General features: G+C 63.4%; 10 protein-coding genes and 1 tRNA gene. 8 read left to right on the top strand and 3 right to left on the bottom strand.

Features of this window, described 5'->3' with window-relative positions:
• The first annotated feature begins 125 nt into the window (after positions 1–125).
• The 5 genes from AAF430_09335 to AAF430_09315 all read left to right on the top strand — a co-directional run bounded on the left by AAF430_09335 (position 126) and on the right by AAF430_09315 (position 9,071).
• Positions 126–1,841 carry an ATP-binding protein gene (locus AAF430_09335; GenBank protein MEM7410422.1) on the top strand — a complete coding sequence of 572 codons (1,716 nt, stop codon included), beginning with the start codon at positions 126–128 and terminating at the stop codon, positions 1,839–1,841.
• Positions 1,842–1,958: 117 nt separating this feature from the next.
• Positions 1,959–2,035 (top strand) — tRNA-Arg (locus AAF430_09330).
• Positions 2,036–2,057: 22 nt separating this feature from the next.
• Positions 2,058–2,840, top strand: a complete 783-nt coding sequence (locus AAF430_09325; protein MEM7410421.1) for a hypothetical protein — start codon at positions 2,058–2,060, stop codon at positions 2,838–2,840.
• Positions 2,841–5,318: 2,478 nt separating this feature from the next.
• Entirely contained in the window at positions 5,319–6,869 is a 1,551-nt protein-coding gene (locus AAF430_09320) for an ATP-binding protein (protein ID MEM7410420.1), read from the top strand.
• Between the two features lie 9 nt (positions 6,870–6,878).
• On the top strand, positions 6,879–9,071 hold the full coding sequence (locus AAF430_09315; protein MEM7410419.1) for a Z1 domain-containing protein: 2,193 nt from the start codon (positions 6,879–6,881) through the stop codon (positions 9,069–9,071).
• A 1,681-nt stretch (positions 9,072–10,752) separates the two neighbouring features.
• On the opposite strand, the gene AAF430_09310 is transcribed toward AAF430_09315, so the two are convergent.
• Positions 10,753–11,331, bottom strand: a complete 579-nt coding sequence (locus tag AAF430_09310; protein ID MEM7410418.1) for a hypothetical protein — start codon at positions 11,329–11,331, stop codon at positions 10,753–10,755.
• Between the two features lie 76 nt (positions 11,332–11,407).
• Positions 11,408–11,977 carry a TetR/AcrR family transcriptional regulator gene (locus tag AAF430_09305; protein MEM7410417.1) on the bottom strand — a complete coding sequence of 190 codons (570 nt, stop codon included), beginning with the start codon at positions 11,975–11,977 and terminating at the stop codon, positions 11,408–11,410.
• A 342-nt stretch (positions 11,978–12,319) separates the two neighbouring features.
• On the opposite strand from AAF430_09305, the gene AAF430_09300 reads away from it, so the two are divergent.
• Complete coding sequence (locus AAF430_09300; GenBank protein MEM7410416.1) at positions 12,320–13,861, top strand: amidohydrolase family protein; 1,542 nt, start codon at positions 12,320–12,322, stop codon at positions 13,859–13,861.
• 166 nt (positions 13,862–14,027) lie between these two features.
• On the opposite strand, the gene AAF430_09295 is transcribed toward AAF430_09300, so the two are convergent.
• Positions 14,028–14,996: an integron integrase gene (locus tag AAF430_09295; protein ID MEM7410415.1), complete on the bottom strand. Its 969-nt coding sequence runs from the start codon at positions 14,994–14,996 to the stop codon at positions 14,028–14,030.
• 238 nt (positions 14,997–15,234) lie between these two features.
• Here AAF430_09295 and AAF430_09290 point away from each other — a divergent pair, with 238 nt between their 5' ends.
• On the top strand, positions 15,235–15,792 hold the full coding sequence (locus tag AAF430_09290) for a hypothetical protein (GenBank protein ID MEM7410414.1): 558 nt from the start codon (positions 15,235–15,237) through the stop codon (positions 15,790–15,792).
• Between the two features lie 142 nt (positions 15,793–15,934).
• On the top strand, positions 15,935–16,513 hold the full coding sequence (locus AAF430_09285) for a hypothetical protein (protein MEM7410413.1): 579 nt from the start codon (positions 15,935–15,937) through the stop codon (positions 16,511–16,513).
• Positions 16,514–17,237: the final 724 nt, after the last annotated feature.

Raw genomic sequence — 17,237 nt, 5'->3', positions numbered from 1 at the left:
GGCGTCACACCGACGGGCAAGCCCACTTGCTCCCCTCCAAAAGGGGCGCTGGTTCGACCGCGTGGTCGGGTTAGTCTTCGAGTGTCCCCTGCCGACTCGCACTTCCTTCTTCGCGGAACGCACCCATGCCGCACTCCCGGAACGAGCGAGAACTCCACCCCACGGTGCTCGAGCGGCTGCTCGATGTCAGCGACGCACCGCCCGGCCTCCCGAGCTTGCAGGCGGCCATCCAGGGGCTCACCGAAACCCTGGGGATGAGCTGCGCTTTCGCCGCCGAAATCGAACCGGACGACCCGGGACGCGCACGCACGTTGGTCTTCTGGCAGGCCGGCGCGTTCCAGTCGAACTTCACCTACGAACTCGCTGGCACGCCTTGCGAGCACGTCTACCAGAACGAGATCTGCATCGTGCGGTCCGGCGTGCAGGCGGCCTATCCGAAAGACCCTTGGTTGGTCGAGGTGGGTGCCGAGTCGTACCTCGGAATCTGCTTTGCGAACGCAGCGGGAGCGACGATCGGGCACCTCGGCGTCGTCCACGATCGCCCGATCGAAGAAGGCATCGAGCGTCGCTCGCTGTTTCGCCTGTTTGCGGCGCTGGTGGGCGCGGAGATGAAGGCGCGCGACGCCGAGAACCAGCGGGTGGCCGCAGAGCGGCGCATGCTCGAAGGGCACCGGCTCGAGAGCCTCGGACTCCTGGCGGGAGGCATCGCCCACGACTTCAACAACCTGCTCGTGGGGATCACGGGCAACGCGAGCCTCGCGCTCCTCGAAGCGCCGCTGGGCTCGCCGGTGCGTCGCTACCTCGAGGAGATCGACACGACGGCCGCGCGCGCGGCCGAGCTCGCGAAGCAGATGCTCGCGTACTCCGGGAAGGGGCATTTCCTGGTGACCGAGGTCGATCTGAATGCGGTCGTCGAAGAGATGATGCAGCTGCTGGACGTGTCGATCGCGCGCACCGCGCGGGTGCGCTTCGACCTCGCGTTGAACCTGCCGCTGGTGCGGGTGGACGTCACCCAGATCCGTCAGCTGTTGATGAACCTGGTGCTCAACGCGGCCGAGGCGATCGACAAGCCGGGCGGGACGATCACCGTATCGACCGGGGTGGCCCGTCTCGATCGCGACACGATCGACGGTGCCATGGTCGGGCGCGAGCGGCCGGCCGGGGAGTACGTGAGCCTCGACGTCTCCGACTCGGGCCGCGGAATCCGGCCGGAAGTGCAGCAGAGGATCTTCGACCCCTTCTACACCGACAAGCCGCACGGGCGCGGGCTGGGCCTGGCGGCGGTGCAGGGCATCGTCAGCGGCCACGAAGGGGTGCTCACGATGGAGAGCGAACCCGGCCGCGGCACGACCTTCCGGTTTCAGTTGCCCGCCGGACGGCGCGGTGAGGTGGCCGACCTGCCGAAGCCCGCACCGCCGCGCGATAGCCAGGGCCTGCGCGTGCTGGTGATCGACGACGACGTCACCGTACGCGACGCCACCGCACGCATGCTGAAGCACCTGGGTTGCGTGGTGACCGTGGCGGAAGACGGGCCGCGCGGGCTCGAGGTGTACCGCGCGCGGAGCGCTGACCTCGACCTGGTACTCCTCGACATGACGATGCCCGGGATGAGTGGGCGTGAGGTATTCCGCGAGATCCGGGCGATCGGCGGCCGGGCGCGTGTCGTGCTGATGAGTGGGTACGACGAGGACGAAGCCACCGGCTCCTTTGCGGGCGACGAGCTCGCCGGCTTCCTTCCGAAGCCCTTCGACACCCAGGCCCTGGCCCGCAAGCTCGAAGCGATGAAGTCGGGCCGATCCGACGACGACCCCGATCGCCGGGGTTTCCGGGCAGTGCGGTAGGGGGCCGTCGGACAGCGATCACCGGCCCTCCGTGAATCCGCACGCAGGGCAGGGGGGCTCGCACGAGCATCCGGATGGCCGAGGCGATAATCTCCCGGCGCCCTTGGGGACTAGTGCGCGCCGGTAGCTCAGCTGGATAGAGCATCAGGCTTCGAACCTGAGGGTCGGGGGTTCGAATCCCTCCCGGCGTGCCAGTCTTTCCGCAGACTTAGCGAGTTGCTCGTCATCAGCGAAACGCGCCGGGGCCGTATAGGGCCGTTCGGGGTCTCGCGAGAAGTCAGCGAACGAGAGGTCGCGCTCTTCGTCGCGCATCGCATGGGCGTAGACGCGGAGCGTGAGAGCCGGGTCGGAGTGACCGAGAACTTCGGCAACCCACCGGATGCTCTTGCCCGCCTGGAGCGCCATGGACGCCCACGTGTGGCGCGTGGAGTGGAGCTTCAGAGGCCGAACGCCGAGCTTCTGGGCGCGCCGCCTCAAGCGGTACCAGACGCGCTCGACGTTTCTCGGCTGAGGTTGGGTTCCCGTCTCCGTGCAGAAGACCCACTCGGGAGTCTCAGACCAGCCTCGGGCGAGCCCTTCCTTGCGGCGCTCGGCCAAAAGATCGAAGAGCTCTTCGGTGAGGCCTTCGGTCATCGGCGTGGCTCGAACAGCTTCCTTGTGAGCCTGCTGGACCTTTGTCCCGATATCCTCGTCCGCTACGAAGCGAACGATAGATACCGATTTCGGCGCATTGAACGTCCCGTCCCAGGCGCGGATCGGCTTGTACCCGCGAGAGTCTGGTTCGTTTCGGCCGGCCTTCTGATTCAGGGGGGTGCCGTAGGCGAAGCCGAGGAAAGCGTCGCGGAGTTCGCCCTTCTGGACGGTTCCGAAGAGGCCGAGTTTCTGAGCGCCCTTCCCGTGCCACTCGCCAAGTGGCTCGCCGCCTTCGAAGTAGTAGTCCTCGCGAGCAAGGTCGGCGTAGTAGCGGTCGCCTCCCGCCGCGATACCCGCCGAGAGTGAGAGCAACGCAATCATCTGGGGTGGGGTCTGAGCGGGTAGTCGAGCGGGAATCTTGTGTTCACGACGTGAAGCGCTCGAGGCTCCCACAGACGTAGAATCTCGCGGACCGGCGCCTGTACAGTTGCGCACCTTGCCAATAAGACGCAAGTGGCGGAGCGCCTAGCGTCCGGCGGGGAATCCGTTGATCGGTATGAATCTTCGTGGTAGTCGAGAAGAGAGACGACAGCGAGGGTTTTGCAGCGCGTTGACGTAGGTCAACGCGCTGACAAGTCGTAGGGTCGCGAACTCCACCGCCCATTCGGGACTGCGCGCGAAGAGCACCTTGGCGCAGCCCAACACGGGCGGTGTCGTTCTTACTTCGGCAGCGACGACTAGTTCACGCTGTCGAGGCAAGGGGCCTTGTGCGCAGAGTTGGCATGCCAAGCCAACCGAGTCCGAGGGGGCCGGCGATTCGCGGGTGCGGCGAGTTGTTCGGGGCGTTCGCTCCGACAAGACGCGGTCTGCAGTCGCTGCGTCGGCGAGTTCGCTATCCGGGAGTGCCGAGCGGGGAGTGGTCGACCTTCTGGTTCCACTTCTCGCCGGCACTCCTCCGGGCGAAAGGTTGATGTCTGTCGTCTCGCGATATCGCGAATCGGATTTTTAGGAGCGAGAGGTCGTCTGGGGTTCAGGACGCCCATGGCTAGAGTTAGGAAAACGAGCTTCGTTCTTGAAACTCGACCGGGGTGCCGGTCCGGCCCCAATTCTGTTGTCCGTGAGATTCGCCCCTCCCCCCAAGACGCCTCTCGCAGCTCTGGCGTCTCGATCGACTCGATTCCCGCGAGTCGAGGGGGTTGGGACGGGCGAACTCCGGTGGGCCCCGGATGCCGTCTTCTCGGAGCTGGTTGCTCTTGCGCATGTCATCAACGTATCGACGAAAAGTGTGGCGTCAAGCTGTTCCGCGACAACTCATACGCCGATATGTGTCTCGCCGTCTCCATGTAAGACGCCGATAGCGGAGAGATATCGATCACTTGGCGTGTTGGGAGGCTCGAACGTAACTTGCCCGCACTACGCACGTTTCCTATCAGTGGAGCGGGGTTACGCCTTGCACCGTAAGGTGCATCCGGTGTGAACTAGCTGGTCCGCGGCATCGGCCCAGCCCCTTCGCCCGCATGCGCCTTGTATTTCCCGTGTCGAGCCACCCACTCGGTCGGAAGTGGCCGAGCTCGGCGTGCAGCGGGAATGTTTCTCCTGCGCGAGATTCGCAGCGCCGGACCCCGTGCGCAGCTCAACCCAAAGGCTTGTTGCGCAATGGAACGTCCAAGAACTTCAGCAAGCAAAGGCGGCGTCGCGTTTCCGATCTGCCTGATCCTCTCACGCCTCGGCCCCTCAACAGGCCACTCCGCCGGAAAGCTCTGCAGCCTCAGCAGCTCCGGCAACGATAGGGGTCGATTGTCCCAGTGGAAGGGGCCCGTTGCGGGGCCCGGGCTTGCGGCAATGGTCCAGGCTGGTTGGTTCTTCGCAAGCTTTAGCAAGAAGGACCAGTACCTGGTTCGGTAGCCAAATAGGTTGTACCTGCCCCGTCCCCGTTCGGTGAAGTGCAAGTAGTTGGCACCCTCTGGAATTGATGGCAGCAAGGTTTTGTACTTGCCCCGTAGTGGAAGGTACTCGTCGTCCTTCAGCCGCAGGTGCCCAATCGCATCCCACGCACGAACAGGATTGGTCGCGTGGGTGGGCTTCGGCCACTTCCAGGCCTCTCCATCTCTGAATGCCACGACGATTGCTCGATACCTTCGTTGAGGAACACCGAAGTCGGCCGCATTGACAATTCGGCAGTGAGGCTCATAGCGCGTTCCGTGCGCCTCGTTGATGCGTCTCAAACGAGATGCAAGCTGGGGAAGCGCGGACTCTCGGCCCTGAACGAATCCTTGCACGTTCTCGATGAGAACCGCGCGTGGCAAGAATGTCTCTGCCAGGTCAAGAAAGCTCTCGAAGCAAGCGGCGCGCTGGTCATCCGCGCCTTGTCGACCCGTCGACGTCCACTGAGCGGCCTTGGAGAAGGGCTGGCAAGGCGGGCCGCCAGCCAACACAGCGAGTTCCCTTTCCCGAAGCCCAAAATGATGTGGAGAAATGGATTCCACCACCTTCGTGACGTCGCCCTGGTCGAGCAACGGGAGCTTTAGCGGGCTTTGGAGAATCGACCGCCGCGCGAACTCCCCGTTCTCGATACACGCGAGCGTTCTGAACCCGGCTTTTTCCAATCCGAGGTCCAGGCCGCCTATCCCAGAAAAGACCGACAAGACACCTAGCTGGGGTTCGACCCGCGGTGTCGACCGCTTACCCAATTCTGCGCCACCATGAATTATGATCGTAACTAGCTCACCCAGGAGCAGGGTAGCAGAACCGATCCCTGGCCCGTTGACTGGGATCGGTGAGCGACGCAGATACGCCAAGGTGAAAATTGTTCTACAGCGGTCCGCTAGGACCTCGAAAGCGATCATGGACGTCTCTGAATCAAGCAGCGTGAACATTCGACCGGGAGTCGCGGTGCTCTCGGTGCTCCAGCACCTCAACTACAAGCCTTGGTTCGCGCTGGCCGAGTTCGTCGACAACTCCCTCCAGAGCGCAATCGCCTCCGACAAGAAGCTCCAGGCCCTCGAGGGTCCGTTGTACAAGACCCGAGTTGAGATCGACATAGAGGCGAGCGAGCCAGGACGTATCGTGATTCGTGACAACGCAGCGGGAATACCACTGGCAGATTTCCCGAGGGCGTTTCGCCCGGCAGAGGTTCCTCTCGATAGAGAGGGTTTGTCTGAGTTCGGGATGGGAATGAAGAGCGCCGCGTGCTGGTTCGCGGCGCGATGGTCGGTGCGAACCAGCGCGCTCGGTGAGCCGTTCGCTCGTCGCGTCGAGTTCGAGATCGACAAGATCGTGAATGACCGGCTGGAAGAGCTCGAAGTCGAAGCCACACCATGCGATCCGGATTCCCACTTCACTGAGATCGAGCTCCTCGACCTCAATTACACACCGGTCGGCAAGACAGTTTCGAAAATCAAGGAGCACCTAGCGGACATCTACCGTGTTTTTCTCAGAGCAGGAACTCTTAAGCTGGTCGTTCGAGGCGAAGACATCCAGTACGAGGAGCCGGAAGTCTTGGTGGCACCAAAGTTCTCGCCAGCGCATGAAGCATCCGGAGAAGCGCTGGAATGGCGCTACAACCTTGAGGAGTTTGATTTCGGCGATGGTCTTAGCGCCCGAGGTTTCGTAGCCCTCCGAAAGACAGGAAGCACGAGATACGCCGGGTTCTCACTGTTTCGCCGGAATAGATTGATTGTCGGGAGCGGGGACGAAAAGTATCGACCGAAGCAGATCTTCGGGAACGCCAACGACTTTGAGTACCAGCGAATCTTCGGCGAGCTGCACCTAGAAGGGTTTGACGTCTCTCACACGAAGGATGGCTTTCAATGGGACGACAACGAAGAGCCGTTTCTTGAGCTTCTGCGCGAGGCAATCTCGACCGACGCGCTTGACCTACTCTCCCAGGCACGAAACTATCGAGTCCGCCCCACCCGCAAAGACCGTCAGAGAGCGGCCGCCACGTCAGTCTCGAAGACCGAGGAGGCGCTCAAGCAGCACGGAGAAGAAGCTCTGCTTGCTGCATCGGAGGAAGCACCCGACGAGGCGTCACCTCCTGAGGCTTTGCAGCCGGCCGAGTTCTCGACATCAAGGGATTTCGATATCGACTTCGAAGAGCGCCGATGGAAGGTGACGCTCGAACTCGTTGATGATCCCGCTGTTGGAAGCTGGCTCGAAGTGAGCGATGCAGAATCATCAGACGGGCGCGAGGCGTTGCACCTGCGAATGGCATTGACGCACCCATTTACAGAGCGCTTCGGAGCCTCCGATGCCGTAAAGCTCGAGCCCCTCGTGAGGATCGCCGCAGGGTTGGGACTTGCAGAAAAGGTTGCTCGGGACGGTGGAGCGAAACGCGCCCCGGCTGTACGCATCAAGCTAAGTCGGATTCTCGAACTCGCACTATCCAAGAGCTGAGGGGGCAGGATGTCTCAAGACGAGGTCATTCGCGTTGTTGCGGCCGGTGAGCGTTCATGGGAGCCAAGCGCTGGACCGCTGTCCCACGGCGTCGTCAGGCGAAAGCTCGGAGATGATCCCGGCGCCCAGAACGCCACCCTGGTCGCAGCGCAAGAGATTCTCAGCCAGTGCAACTCCCCAAGTGCGGACTCCGAGGGTGCTACTGGCCTGGTCGTGGGTTACGTCCAAAGCGGGAAAACGCTGTCGTTCACGACCGTCGCCGCGATGGCCGCCGACAATGACTTTCAGCTGGTCATCGTCATTGCAGGAACGACGACGAAGCTCGCGGACCAATCGCAGGAGCGTCTCACGCAAGATCTCGGAATCGAGGAATCGACTTTTCCGAGCTGGTACCACATACACAATCCCGAGCCGGAAGATGCAACCCGGATACGGGATGTTCTCGCTCAGTGGAAAATGGAATCGGTGCCAAAGCAGGACCGCCGGACCGTTTTGGTCACGGTACTCAAGAACCACAGGCGGCTCGAGAATCTCTTCTTGGTACTTGAGCGGCTTGAAGCCGCGATCGGTCAAGTGCCGTCGTTGATCATCGACGACGAGGCCGACCAAGCTAGCCTTAACACACTGGTGAGACGCGGCGAACTCAGCACAACGTATCTGAACATCAACCTAGTTCGAGCCCTCCTTCCTCGACACACGTTCCTTCAATACACGGCGACGCCACAAGCGGTGCTTCTGATCAACCTGATTGACGTGCTTTCTCCGGAATTCGCGCACCTGTTGGAACCCGGCTCAGATTACGTGGGCGGTCCAGAGTTCTTTGCGGACGGTTCTCCACTAGTCGCAGGAATCCCCCCCGCCGACATCCCCAGCGCAGCCAACCCCCTTGTCGACCCGCCGGATTCGCTTGAACGAGCCATGCAGGTGTTTTTTCTGGGGGTCGCTTCCGGCCGGCTCCGCCGAGACGAAAAGCCGAAGAACCGCTCCATGATGATCCACCCGTCCAAGGACACTGGCGACCACACGCAGTTCTATGGATGGGTGCAGGCGATCACGCGTCTCTGGGCCGATATCCTCGATCTGCCACCTGGTGACTCGGCTCGTGCGGAACTCGAGGAGGAGTTTCGCCGGGCGCACGCAGAGTTGTCGCGGACCGTCGAAGACCTCGAGACGTTCGAAGAGCTTCAAGTTCACTTGCTTTCTGCGATTTCGAACACTGAACTCAGACTGGTCAACTCCCTCCGCCAGGCCAATCGCGAGATCAAATGGAATCGTGAGTACTCGTGGATTCTGGTCGGGGGCCAAGTGCTCGACCGGGGTTTTACGATCGAGGGTCTTACCGTCACCTACATGCCGCGCGGGCCCGGAGTCTGGAACGCTGATACGATCCAACAGAGAGCACGGTTCTTCGGCTACAAGCGCCCGTACTTGGGATTCTGTCGCGTATTCCTGGACACTGATGTCATTCGGGCGTACCAGCGGTATGTCGTGCACGAGGACGACGTGCGTGGCCGGCTTGCGGCGCATGTCGAAAGTGGTCAGTCGCTAAGGGATTTGCGCCGAGCGTTTCTGCTGGACAGGCGGCTACAGCCGACCCGCGCGAACGTTATCGACGTTGACTATGCGCGGCCCTTGTTCCGAGACGGGTGGTGCATTTTGAATAGCCCGCATCGGGGAGAGGTCGACGCGAATAGAGAATCGGCTCGTAGCTTCATGCTGTCGAACGCCGATAGGTTCGAGCAGGTCGAAGGGCACCCGGGTCGTAGGGATGATCACCTTCACGACGTCGCCTATATGCGACTTGCCGAGGTCTATAGCGATCTTCTCGTTGACATTCGTGTGTCCGATGCGGAAGACAGCAGGAAGTACACAGCCGCGTTGGTCATGCTGGACCGATGGCTCAGCGAGCATGAAGGAGAGATGTGCGCAATCTATCGGATGAGGCCGAATTTTCGGGCTCGACGGCAGGTTCGGAATGACAAGATCGTTCGCCTACTCCAGGGCGCCCATAGGGATAGCGCAGTCTACGGTGGCGACCGGAGCATGCGGGACACGAACGTTACGTTGCAGCTTCATCTCTTGACTCTGACAGATGGACCGGTGAGAGATGATGCATCCACCATAGTTTGCGAGGACGTGCTGGCTCCCGTTTTCTGGCTTTCGGACGAAGTGGTCGCGGATGTCCTCGTCCAAGACCAGTAACCCGTCGCTTGGTCAACCGGGTTCGCTGGTCGACTGTTTCACTGCTCTCCCGCCAGATGCGGGCGACGGCGACATGGTTGGCAACGAGCTGGCTGACCGCGAAGACTGGCACGTCGCTAGAGACGCTTGCGGGAACGCTGTTCTCCTGGTCCCATCCTCGAGTTCGTCTCATCCGCAGCTATCGGTCTCTCTTCCGAATCTATCGATCGTTCACTCAAGGCGGTGCTCGATCAATTCCTCGAGCGAGTCGTCGAGGACTGGACGGTTTTCTCTCGTTACCTGCTTGGAGCCAAGCTCTCCCGTCGTCGACGTCTTCTTCCGGGTGATTGCGTCGACGCTCTCGCCGCTCCCTGCCCGGCCCACTGGAGGCGAACTTGCCGAGAGCTTCTCGCGGTTGGTCGAACTGTTTCGCACTGCGACAGCGGGTGGAAGCCGGTCCGCTTCTGGGCTTTGGGCTGAGATGTTCCTCATCGCCGAGTCGGCGGATCCACGCGAGTTGCTTCGCGCGTGGCACTCTGACACTGATGAGAGGTACGACTTCTCGCGAGGGTGGTCGTGCATTGAGGTGAAGAGCACCCAAGGCTCGGGCCGACGTCACGTTGTAAGCCACGAGCAGACGAGCCCTGTACAGGGCGAGAGCGTAGTTTTCGCTTCGATTCGGCTGAGGCGAGCTGTCGGAGGGCTCAGTCTTCGCGATTTGTGGGGGTCGCTTGCGGCCCACGCCTCTGGAGATCCGGAACTGACTACGCGCCTCGATTCGGTGTTCCTTGCATCGCTCGGGCGCGACTATCGCTCGTTGCAGTCGACTGCCTTCAGTATCGAGTTCGCTCGCCAGTCACTGGAATTCTTCGATGCGTCTTCGGTACCGCGCATCACGGGTGTGCCGCCCAAAGGCGTGACAAGCGTCAAGTTTTCCTCGGACTTCTCGCTGGCGAAGCCCCTCTCTCTGCAAGAAGTCCGTGAGCGAGGCGGGCTCTTCGGTTGCCTCTAGCCGGCGGCTGAGGTGCCGGCGCTGGTGGAGATCGTCCGCAGGCCCCAAGCTACCACCGGGCCAACACGGGTCCTGGGCAGGGGCCGCCCAGGGCCGTGGGGCCGTGATTCCTGCCGCTCGGTGCCGCCGTGTGCCGCGCTGTGCCGGCCCGAGAGCGCAAGTCACCGTTTCTTCTTGAGGTCGCGTGATTCTTCGAACCTGAGGGTCGGGGGTTCGAATCCCTCCCGGCGTGCCAGTACTTGCGCGATTCCCGGAGCTGAGCCTGAAAGTGGGAACCTGAGGCTCGCCTCCGGCTCGTAAAGCTCTCTCCATCGCGATTCGCTAACCGATGCAGCGAGTTGGCGGGCTCAACGTCTGAAGAAAGACGACAGCTTGCGGTGTCGTCGGGGCCGTGTATCGACGGCCCCGCACGGCCGCGATCGATCGCGACGGCCGGGCGCCGACGTAGAGCGGCCCCACTGTTTGAAGTCGACCACCTCGGCCACTTGACGCTGGTTCCGCGTTGACCGGATCGTGGCTCGAGGCCTGCTAGGCTGTTCGGGAGTTGCGCGGTCGAACTGCTCAGAGACTCGCGAGGGCGATGAGCTCGCCCGCCTCGGTGAACAGCGTCGTCCCGCCGCGAGCGCGAGCTCGCCAACCCGCTCTACCGCGGCGTCCTGCTCCCCCAGGGACGCGGCACCGCCAATCGCGCTAGTCGAAGCGCACGCCGGTGAGCGCCTCGGATTCGGCCCAGAGACGCTCCGCGCCTTCGCGATCGTACGCCCAGGGCGCGTAGCCGACCCTCGGGTTCTCTTCGCTGGTGGGGGTCGCGATCTGACAGTCGAGTGGATAGGCGCCGCCGTGATCGGCGAACTCGGCGGCCGTGGCCGCCCAGACGGAGGTGGCGGCGCCCTGAGGGACATTCTTGATCTGCACGCCCGCGCTCTCGAATCCCTCGCGCATCCCTTCGGCGATGGCGGCGGGTAGATGCCGCGCGAGGTCGGTCTGGATCACGCCGGGATGCACCGACAGCGATAGCAGGCGCTTCGGGTGTCGGCGCTGCAGCTCAGATGCGAACCAAATATTTGCGGTCTTCGACTGTGCGTAGGCGAGGTTGGGATCGTAGTCGCGCGTCTTCCAGTTGAGGTCGTCGAGGTCGACCGAGCCGCGCAGGTGCGCCGCGGAGCTCAACGCCACGACGCGCGCACTGGGCGCGAGGACGGGCATCAACCCGGCGGTGAGCGCGAAATGCCAGTTCGAAGTATTTGCGAGCCGACCTCGCTGAAGCACACCTTATTGAATCTGGTCACATTCGGTCTTGCCCGGGCCTGGCTCGGGGCACCGCTCGCGCGGCGAGGAACCTGGCTCACCCGCTTTCGAGCGCGTCGATCAGCGTCTCTGCCGACGCTCGGAGGCCCGCGAGCTCGCGGTCGCGTACGCCGAGGGCCGAGAGCTGGAATCGACTCATCGCCAGACAGACGATCGACGTCGCGGTCGCTCGGCATCGCGCCGGAGTCGCTCCTGGGATCTCTCTCTGCAGGAACGTGCCGAGCAGCCTCGCAGAATCCTGGTACATCTTCGCGAGGCTCTCGTTCGCCGAACTTCCTCCGTCCGCACGCAGCGCACGAACGAGCGCGTTGCCTCCCTTCGGCAGTCGTCGGAACAGGTAGTCGACCATCAGCGCAGCGCCGGTCTTCTTCGAAGCGGACGAGAACTCACGAAACTCCCTCCGCTGGTCCTCCGTGAGTTTCTCGACGAGGGCACGAACCAGCTCGTCCGTGCCACCGAAGTAGTGGTTGATGAGCGTCCGCTGGCAGCCGATCTCCTTCGCGATGGCGGTCATCGTCGTGTGCGCGATTCCGTCGCGAAGTACGCACCGTTCGAATCCCTCGAGTATTTCCGCTTGCCGCTGTTCGGCGAGGCTCGGGCGTCCCATGCCGCGCAATCTCCGTTGATCCGCTCGAGGCCGTGGCCGTCGAGGTCACTATCGACAGCAGCGTAGTCGGCTGCGCGGGGGCTGTCTCGAAACCTCACGCTTGTCGACGAACGGCGTTCGCCCGGGATCGCGAAGGGCATATGCGGTGGCGCGTGATCCCACCAGGGAGGCGAAGGGGCGGGCGGATCCATCGCGCCCGAGCGGTTCCATCCAGAGGGGTTCTCGGGCGGTCAGCGACGAATCGGCGGGTCGCACTGCAATTTTTATTGACGAAATGTAAAACAATATTAAAATGACGATCTGTCAATCAAAAATCCCTCTCCATCGACCGAGGACCAGAACATGCGACCGATTTCACCGGTCCTTGCGTTCCAGATTCTCGCCCTGGCCGCTTCGCTGCTCTCCTGCGCCACGAACGTGGAGACAGCGTCCGTGAGCTACCCCGCGCGGCCCGTGAACGAGCTCCTGATTCGAGACGTCGATGTCCTCGAGGTCGAGCGCGGCGTTGTCGAAACCTCGCTCGACGTGGTCGTCCGGCGGGGCCGAATCGCGGCCATCGAGAAGGGGGGCACGATACCTTCGGACGGTCTCCTCGTGATCGACGGAAGCGGGGCGACCCTTCTACCCGGCCTCATCGACATGCACGGCCACGTGAGTCTCTCGCGGTCGCCGTTCTGGGAACTCGAGGGCGCGGATCCGCTCGCCAACATGCAGAGCTATCTCTACGCGGGCGTCACGACCGTGTTCGATCCCGCCGACGTCGACACCAAGGCGGCGGTCGCACGCCGCGAGGCCGTCCGGCGCGGCGAACTCGTCGGCCCCGCCATCTTGACGACCGGACAGATGGTGACCTGCCCCGGTGGCCATCCGGTCGCGGTCCGCGAGCTGTTCGCACCCTGGTGGATCTCGTGGCTGCTGACTTCAGGCATCGCGCACGAGGTCCAGACGCGGTCCGAAGCGAGATCCGCGATCGATGATCTCCATTCCGCTGGCGTCGACGCGATCAAGGTCGCCGTCGATCGAATTCCGCCGCGCGCGCCCCGAATCTCGCTCGAGACGATGGCGGCGATCGACGAGCGGACGAACGAGCTCGGCCTTCGTTGGGTGTCCCATATCGGCAGCCTGCAGGACGCGCTCGATGCTGGCGAGGCCGGGACCGACCTCTGGGTTCATGGCGTTTCCCGGGAGCCGCTATCGGACGCTGACGTCCAGCGCCTGGCCGCGTTCGAAATCCCGATGGTCGTCACGATCGAAGTGATGCATAGGGTCGTCAGCGTGGTGAGCCGACCGATCGATCCGATCCCGATGGAGATCGAAACGGTTCCGCGCGCCGTCATCGAGTCGTTCTATCCGCCGCCGGCAGAGTTCGTCGATGCCCTCCGGGAGTTCCGATCGATCGGCGGTCCCCGGGAAGGGGATCTCGACGTGCTCGGAATCGGCCAGCGCAACATGATGAAGCTTCATCGGGCCGGGGTGACCATCCTCGCCGGCACCGACCCTCAAGGTGCCGGCGTGTTTCCGGGCGCGGCGCTCCATCGTGAGCTGGCGCATTTCGTCGACGCCGGGATGACCCCAGCCGAAGCGATTCGATCGGCCACCCTCGACAGCGCGCGGTGGATCGCCGACGGGGCGCCAATCGATTTCGGTGCCGTCCGGGTCGGTCTCCAAGCCGACCTGCTGCTCGTTCGAGGCGACCCCACTGACGATATCCGGCGGCTTCAGGACATCGTCGAAGTGATCGTCGATGGAACGCCTGTGCGAAGGGAGCCGGTTCATCAGACGTCTCGGGGAAAAAGGGGCCGCATAGGGCCGTGGGGCCGCGATTCCTGCCGCTCCGTGCCGCCGTGTGCCGCTCTGTGCCGGCCCGACGGCGTAACTCATTGATCTTCCTCATCCTCCGGTGATTCTTCGAACCTGAGGGTCGGGGGTTCGAATCCCTCCCGGCGTGCCATCGCCCACGCTCCGCGTGGGCTCGACCACCGGGAGTGCTCCGTAGGTCGCGCGGTCGGCTGCGCCTCCCGTGCTCGAAGTGAGCCCCTCGCGACGTGCGCTATTGCGCGTCGAGTGGGCTACGCACGCCGAGGCCACCGCGATTGAGTACGTGCGTATAGATCATCGTCGTGGTCACGCTGCGGTGGCCCAAAAGCTCCTGGACGGTTCGGATGTCCTGACCCCGCTCGAGCAAGTGCGTCGCAAAGCTGTGGCGCAGCGAGTGACAGGTCGCCCGCTTGGCGATCCCGGCCTCCTCCCCCCCCGTCTTCACCCGCCTCTGCACCGAACTCTCCGCCAAATGCCAGCGGCCGATGCGGCCCGTGCGCCGATCGAGGGCGGTGCGGGCGGAGGGGAACAAGAACTGCCATCGCAGTTGGAGAGGCGCGTTCGGGTACTTCCGCACCAGGGCACCCGGCATCGGGACCCAGCCCCGGTTGGCCGACAGGTCCAGCGCATGCTGTTCGCGCACCCTGCGAATCTGTGCCTTCAGCGGCTCGTGTAGCGTCTCCGGGAGGACGCTCACGCGGTCGCGGCCGCCCTTGGCTTCGCGAATCGTCAGCTCGCCGCGTGCAAAGTCGAGATCCTTCACGCGCAGTTGAAGCGCCTCGCGGAGTCGCAGACCGGATCCATAGAGAAGGGAAGCCACCAGGCGCGGGCTTCCCTCCAAACGCATCAGCAGGCGTTCCACCTCCTCGCGACTGAGCACCACGGGGAGCTTTCGGGCCTTGCGTGCGCGGACCACACCGGCGAGCTCCCCGAGCGGTCGGCCGAGGACGGGCCCGTACAGGAAGACGAGCCCGTTCAGCGCCTGGTTCTGCGTCGACGGCGCCACGTTCGCCTCCACGGCCAGGTGGCTCAGGAACGCGGACACCTCGGCCACGCCCATCTCGTTCGGATGCCGAACACCGTGGAAGCGGATGTACCGAACGATCCAATGGACGTAGGCGGACTCGGTCCGCGGCGAGTAGTGTCTGACCCGAAGCTCGCGACGCACCTGGTCGAGAAGCCGAGGAGGCGGATTCGCCAAGGCGAGACTCCCCGGGACCGGGAGGACCTCAGCGTAACCCACGCTGCCATATCACCCATATCCAGGACACGCCGAAGCCCCCGTATCGCAATATGACGGCGTGATGGTAGGTTTCGGTAGCAGCCGCGGTGGCTTGCAGACGCTTCGCCTGAGTTCCGGGTGATGGCCTGACCGACGCCGCGACTGCGTTGATTACCTGTTAGACGGCGCCAGACCGTTCGGGAGTTGCGCGACGATCGTGGGCTACTCCTTGTCGTGGTTTGCCGCCAAGACCCTGGACCTAGACGAGCTGTGCGCGGCCGTCCCCATGGAGCCCACAGAGGTCGCTGACCCGCGTTGGGAGAGCCCGCTCTGCGGCGGCATCTGGCGAGACGGTTGGTATCTGGTCATCGCCGGCCGCTCGTGCAGCCGCCTCGTTGAGCCGCAGATCCTCCGGTCGCTGTCGGCCTCGTATCCGGTGGTAGCTTGTTCGATCGAAGAGCACGTCATGGCGACCGAGGCTTACTACTGGAACGAAGGAAAGTTGACCTGGTCCGTCAAGCACCAGAGCGAACTAGATCTCTACCACCTCGAAGCGCTTGGGGAGCTCCCCGCCTTCTATCAGGAAATCGAGCGATCGCACATTCGAGAACAGGATCACGAACAATCACATGCGGCCGAGGTGGACTTCATCTTCGAAGTACCGCTAGAGATGGCCAAGGCCGTCACTGCATTCAAGCACGACGAGGAGCCACCCGAATCATTCTGTCCTAGAGCGTTCCACGACCTACGCAAGCCTTGGTGGCGGTTCTGGTAGCCTGTCGCCGTCTAACAAGGCGTTGCAGCTGACCGGGGTCCGCGCGCGCCAATCTCGGCTTCTGGCATACTCAGCGGGTGCGCTCAGCCCGCGGCGGCAAGGTGCCCCGCCAGCTGAACGCCTGATCCGTTGGGCTGCGTGAATGACCGCTTGGCGTCGCGTATTCGTAGCGCTTGGCCTAGCTGGGCTTGTTTTCCTCCTGGCATTCGCCGCGGTTCGCCTGCGCCTTTCCGTCCCGGCAATCTCACTCACGACAGGTGCCCTGTTCCTCGTTGCGGGATGGCTGGCGGCGCCACTCGCTTCCCGGCTGCAGAGCCCGGCGACTCTCATCGCTGCGGCGCTGGGTCTGACGGTGTCGTTCCTTCCCTTCCTCTGGGTCGCTGCGGGCCTGAGCTCTTTCGCGATCAACACCTGGCGCCTCTCGACCTTCGCTGGGCAGTTCCTGGCCTCTCCACCGCCCGGCACATCCGTACTGTTGCTGCGGTCCGATGTAGGAGTCCTCACAGGCAACGGTGATCATTGTGACTTCGTCGCCACCTTCTCTTTCGATGGATCGGCTAGAGCAAACGCCGTGCTGGCGCACTACGAAGCCCTGCCGGTGCGGCATGCGATTCCAGGCAGCACGACCGAGATTCAGCTCAGGCTCAGCGGGCAGGAGCGCGTGAGGCTCACAGCTACCGATGCCCCCAACGAGGCGGCTTTCGATGTCCGTTGCCTCTAGCGCGCACGCAGCCCAACAAGGCGTTGCAGCTGACACCCTGCAGCGAGGCCCCAATCCCGAGTAGACTGTGGCTTCAAACAATGGCGGTTCAGCGACCCCGGCGGCGGCTGGGTGCAGCTGAACACCTGAGCCGTTAGGCAGCGACCGTGGGGGAATGGGAAGAGAGTGGGGAGCTCGGGGATTCGCTAGCCCGAATCGTGGGAAAGGGCTTGGTCATCCTTCTGGCCATTTCGCTCGGGCTTAGCGCGCTCTTCGGAGGCGCTTCGGGCGTCGCCCAGCTGCTCACTGTACTGGGTCAGCTGGTACTTGGCGTCGTCCTGCCCTTCGTCGTTGCTGCCGTGACCCTGGTGCTACTCCTCCTAGGAGCCTTGCGCGTCGGGAGTTGGTGGTCAGCCAAACGGCGGTAGCCATACTGGTCTCGGGCATCGCTGCCTAACAAGGCGTTGCAGCTGACCGGGGCCCGCCGCGTTCAACCCGGCTCTGGCATACTGGGCCGGCGCGCTCAGCCCACGGCGGCAAGGTGCCCCAGCAGCTGAACGCCATATCCGTTAGACGGCGAACGCAACCCAGGAGATGACCAGGCGGATGGATTCGCCGAGCTGGACGCTGAGTGCGCCGCCCAGCCACGATGGCTTCTTCGCCGCTGTCGCCCGCTTCGGATCGCCTGACGGGGTGCTAGTCCTCGAAGAGACGGCCGAGGTCATCTTCTGGCCGGATGCGTTCG

This window comes from Myxococcota bacterium, assembly GCA_039030075.1.
In the GTDB taxonomy this organism is placed as follows: domain Bacteria; phylum Myxococcota_A; class UBA9160; order UBA9160; family SMWR01; genus JAHEJV01.
Note: the sequence above shows the minus strand (reverse complement) of the source record. Positions and strands in the feature narration are given on the sequence as shown.

What these genes read in the sequence shown, in the direction of transcription:
- AAF430_09315 (MEM7410419.1), top strand. Translation starts at nt 6,879, where the DNA reads ATGTCTCAAGACGAGGTCATTCGCGTTGTTGCGGCCGGTGAGCGTTCA.
- AAF430_09335 (MEM7410422.1), top strand. Translation starts at nt 126, where the DNA reads ATGCCGCACTCCCGGAACGAGCGAGAACTCCACCCCACGGTGCTCGAG.
- AAF430_09285 (MEM7410413.1), top strand. Translation starts at nt 15,935, where the DNA reads ATGACCGCTTGGCGTCGCGTATTCGTAGCGCTTGGCCTAGCTGGGCTT.
- AAF430_09305 (MEM7410417.1), bottom strand. Translation starts at nt 11,977, where the DNA reads ATGGGACGCCCGAGCCTCGCCGAACAGCGGCAAGCGGAAATACTCGAG.
- AAF430_09320 (MEM7410420.1), top strand. Translation starts at nt 5,319, where the DNA reads ATGGACGTCTCTGAATCAAGCAGCGTGAACATTCGACCGGGAGTCGCG.
- AAF430_09300 (MEM7410416.1), top strand. Translation starts at nt 12,320, where the DNA reads ATGCGACCGATTTCACCGGTCCTTGCGTTCCAGATTCTCGCCCTGGCC.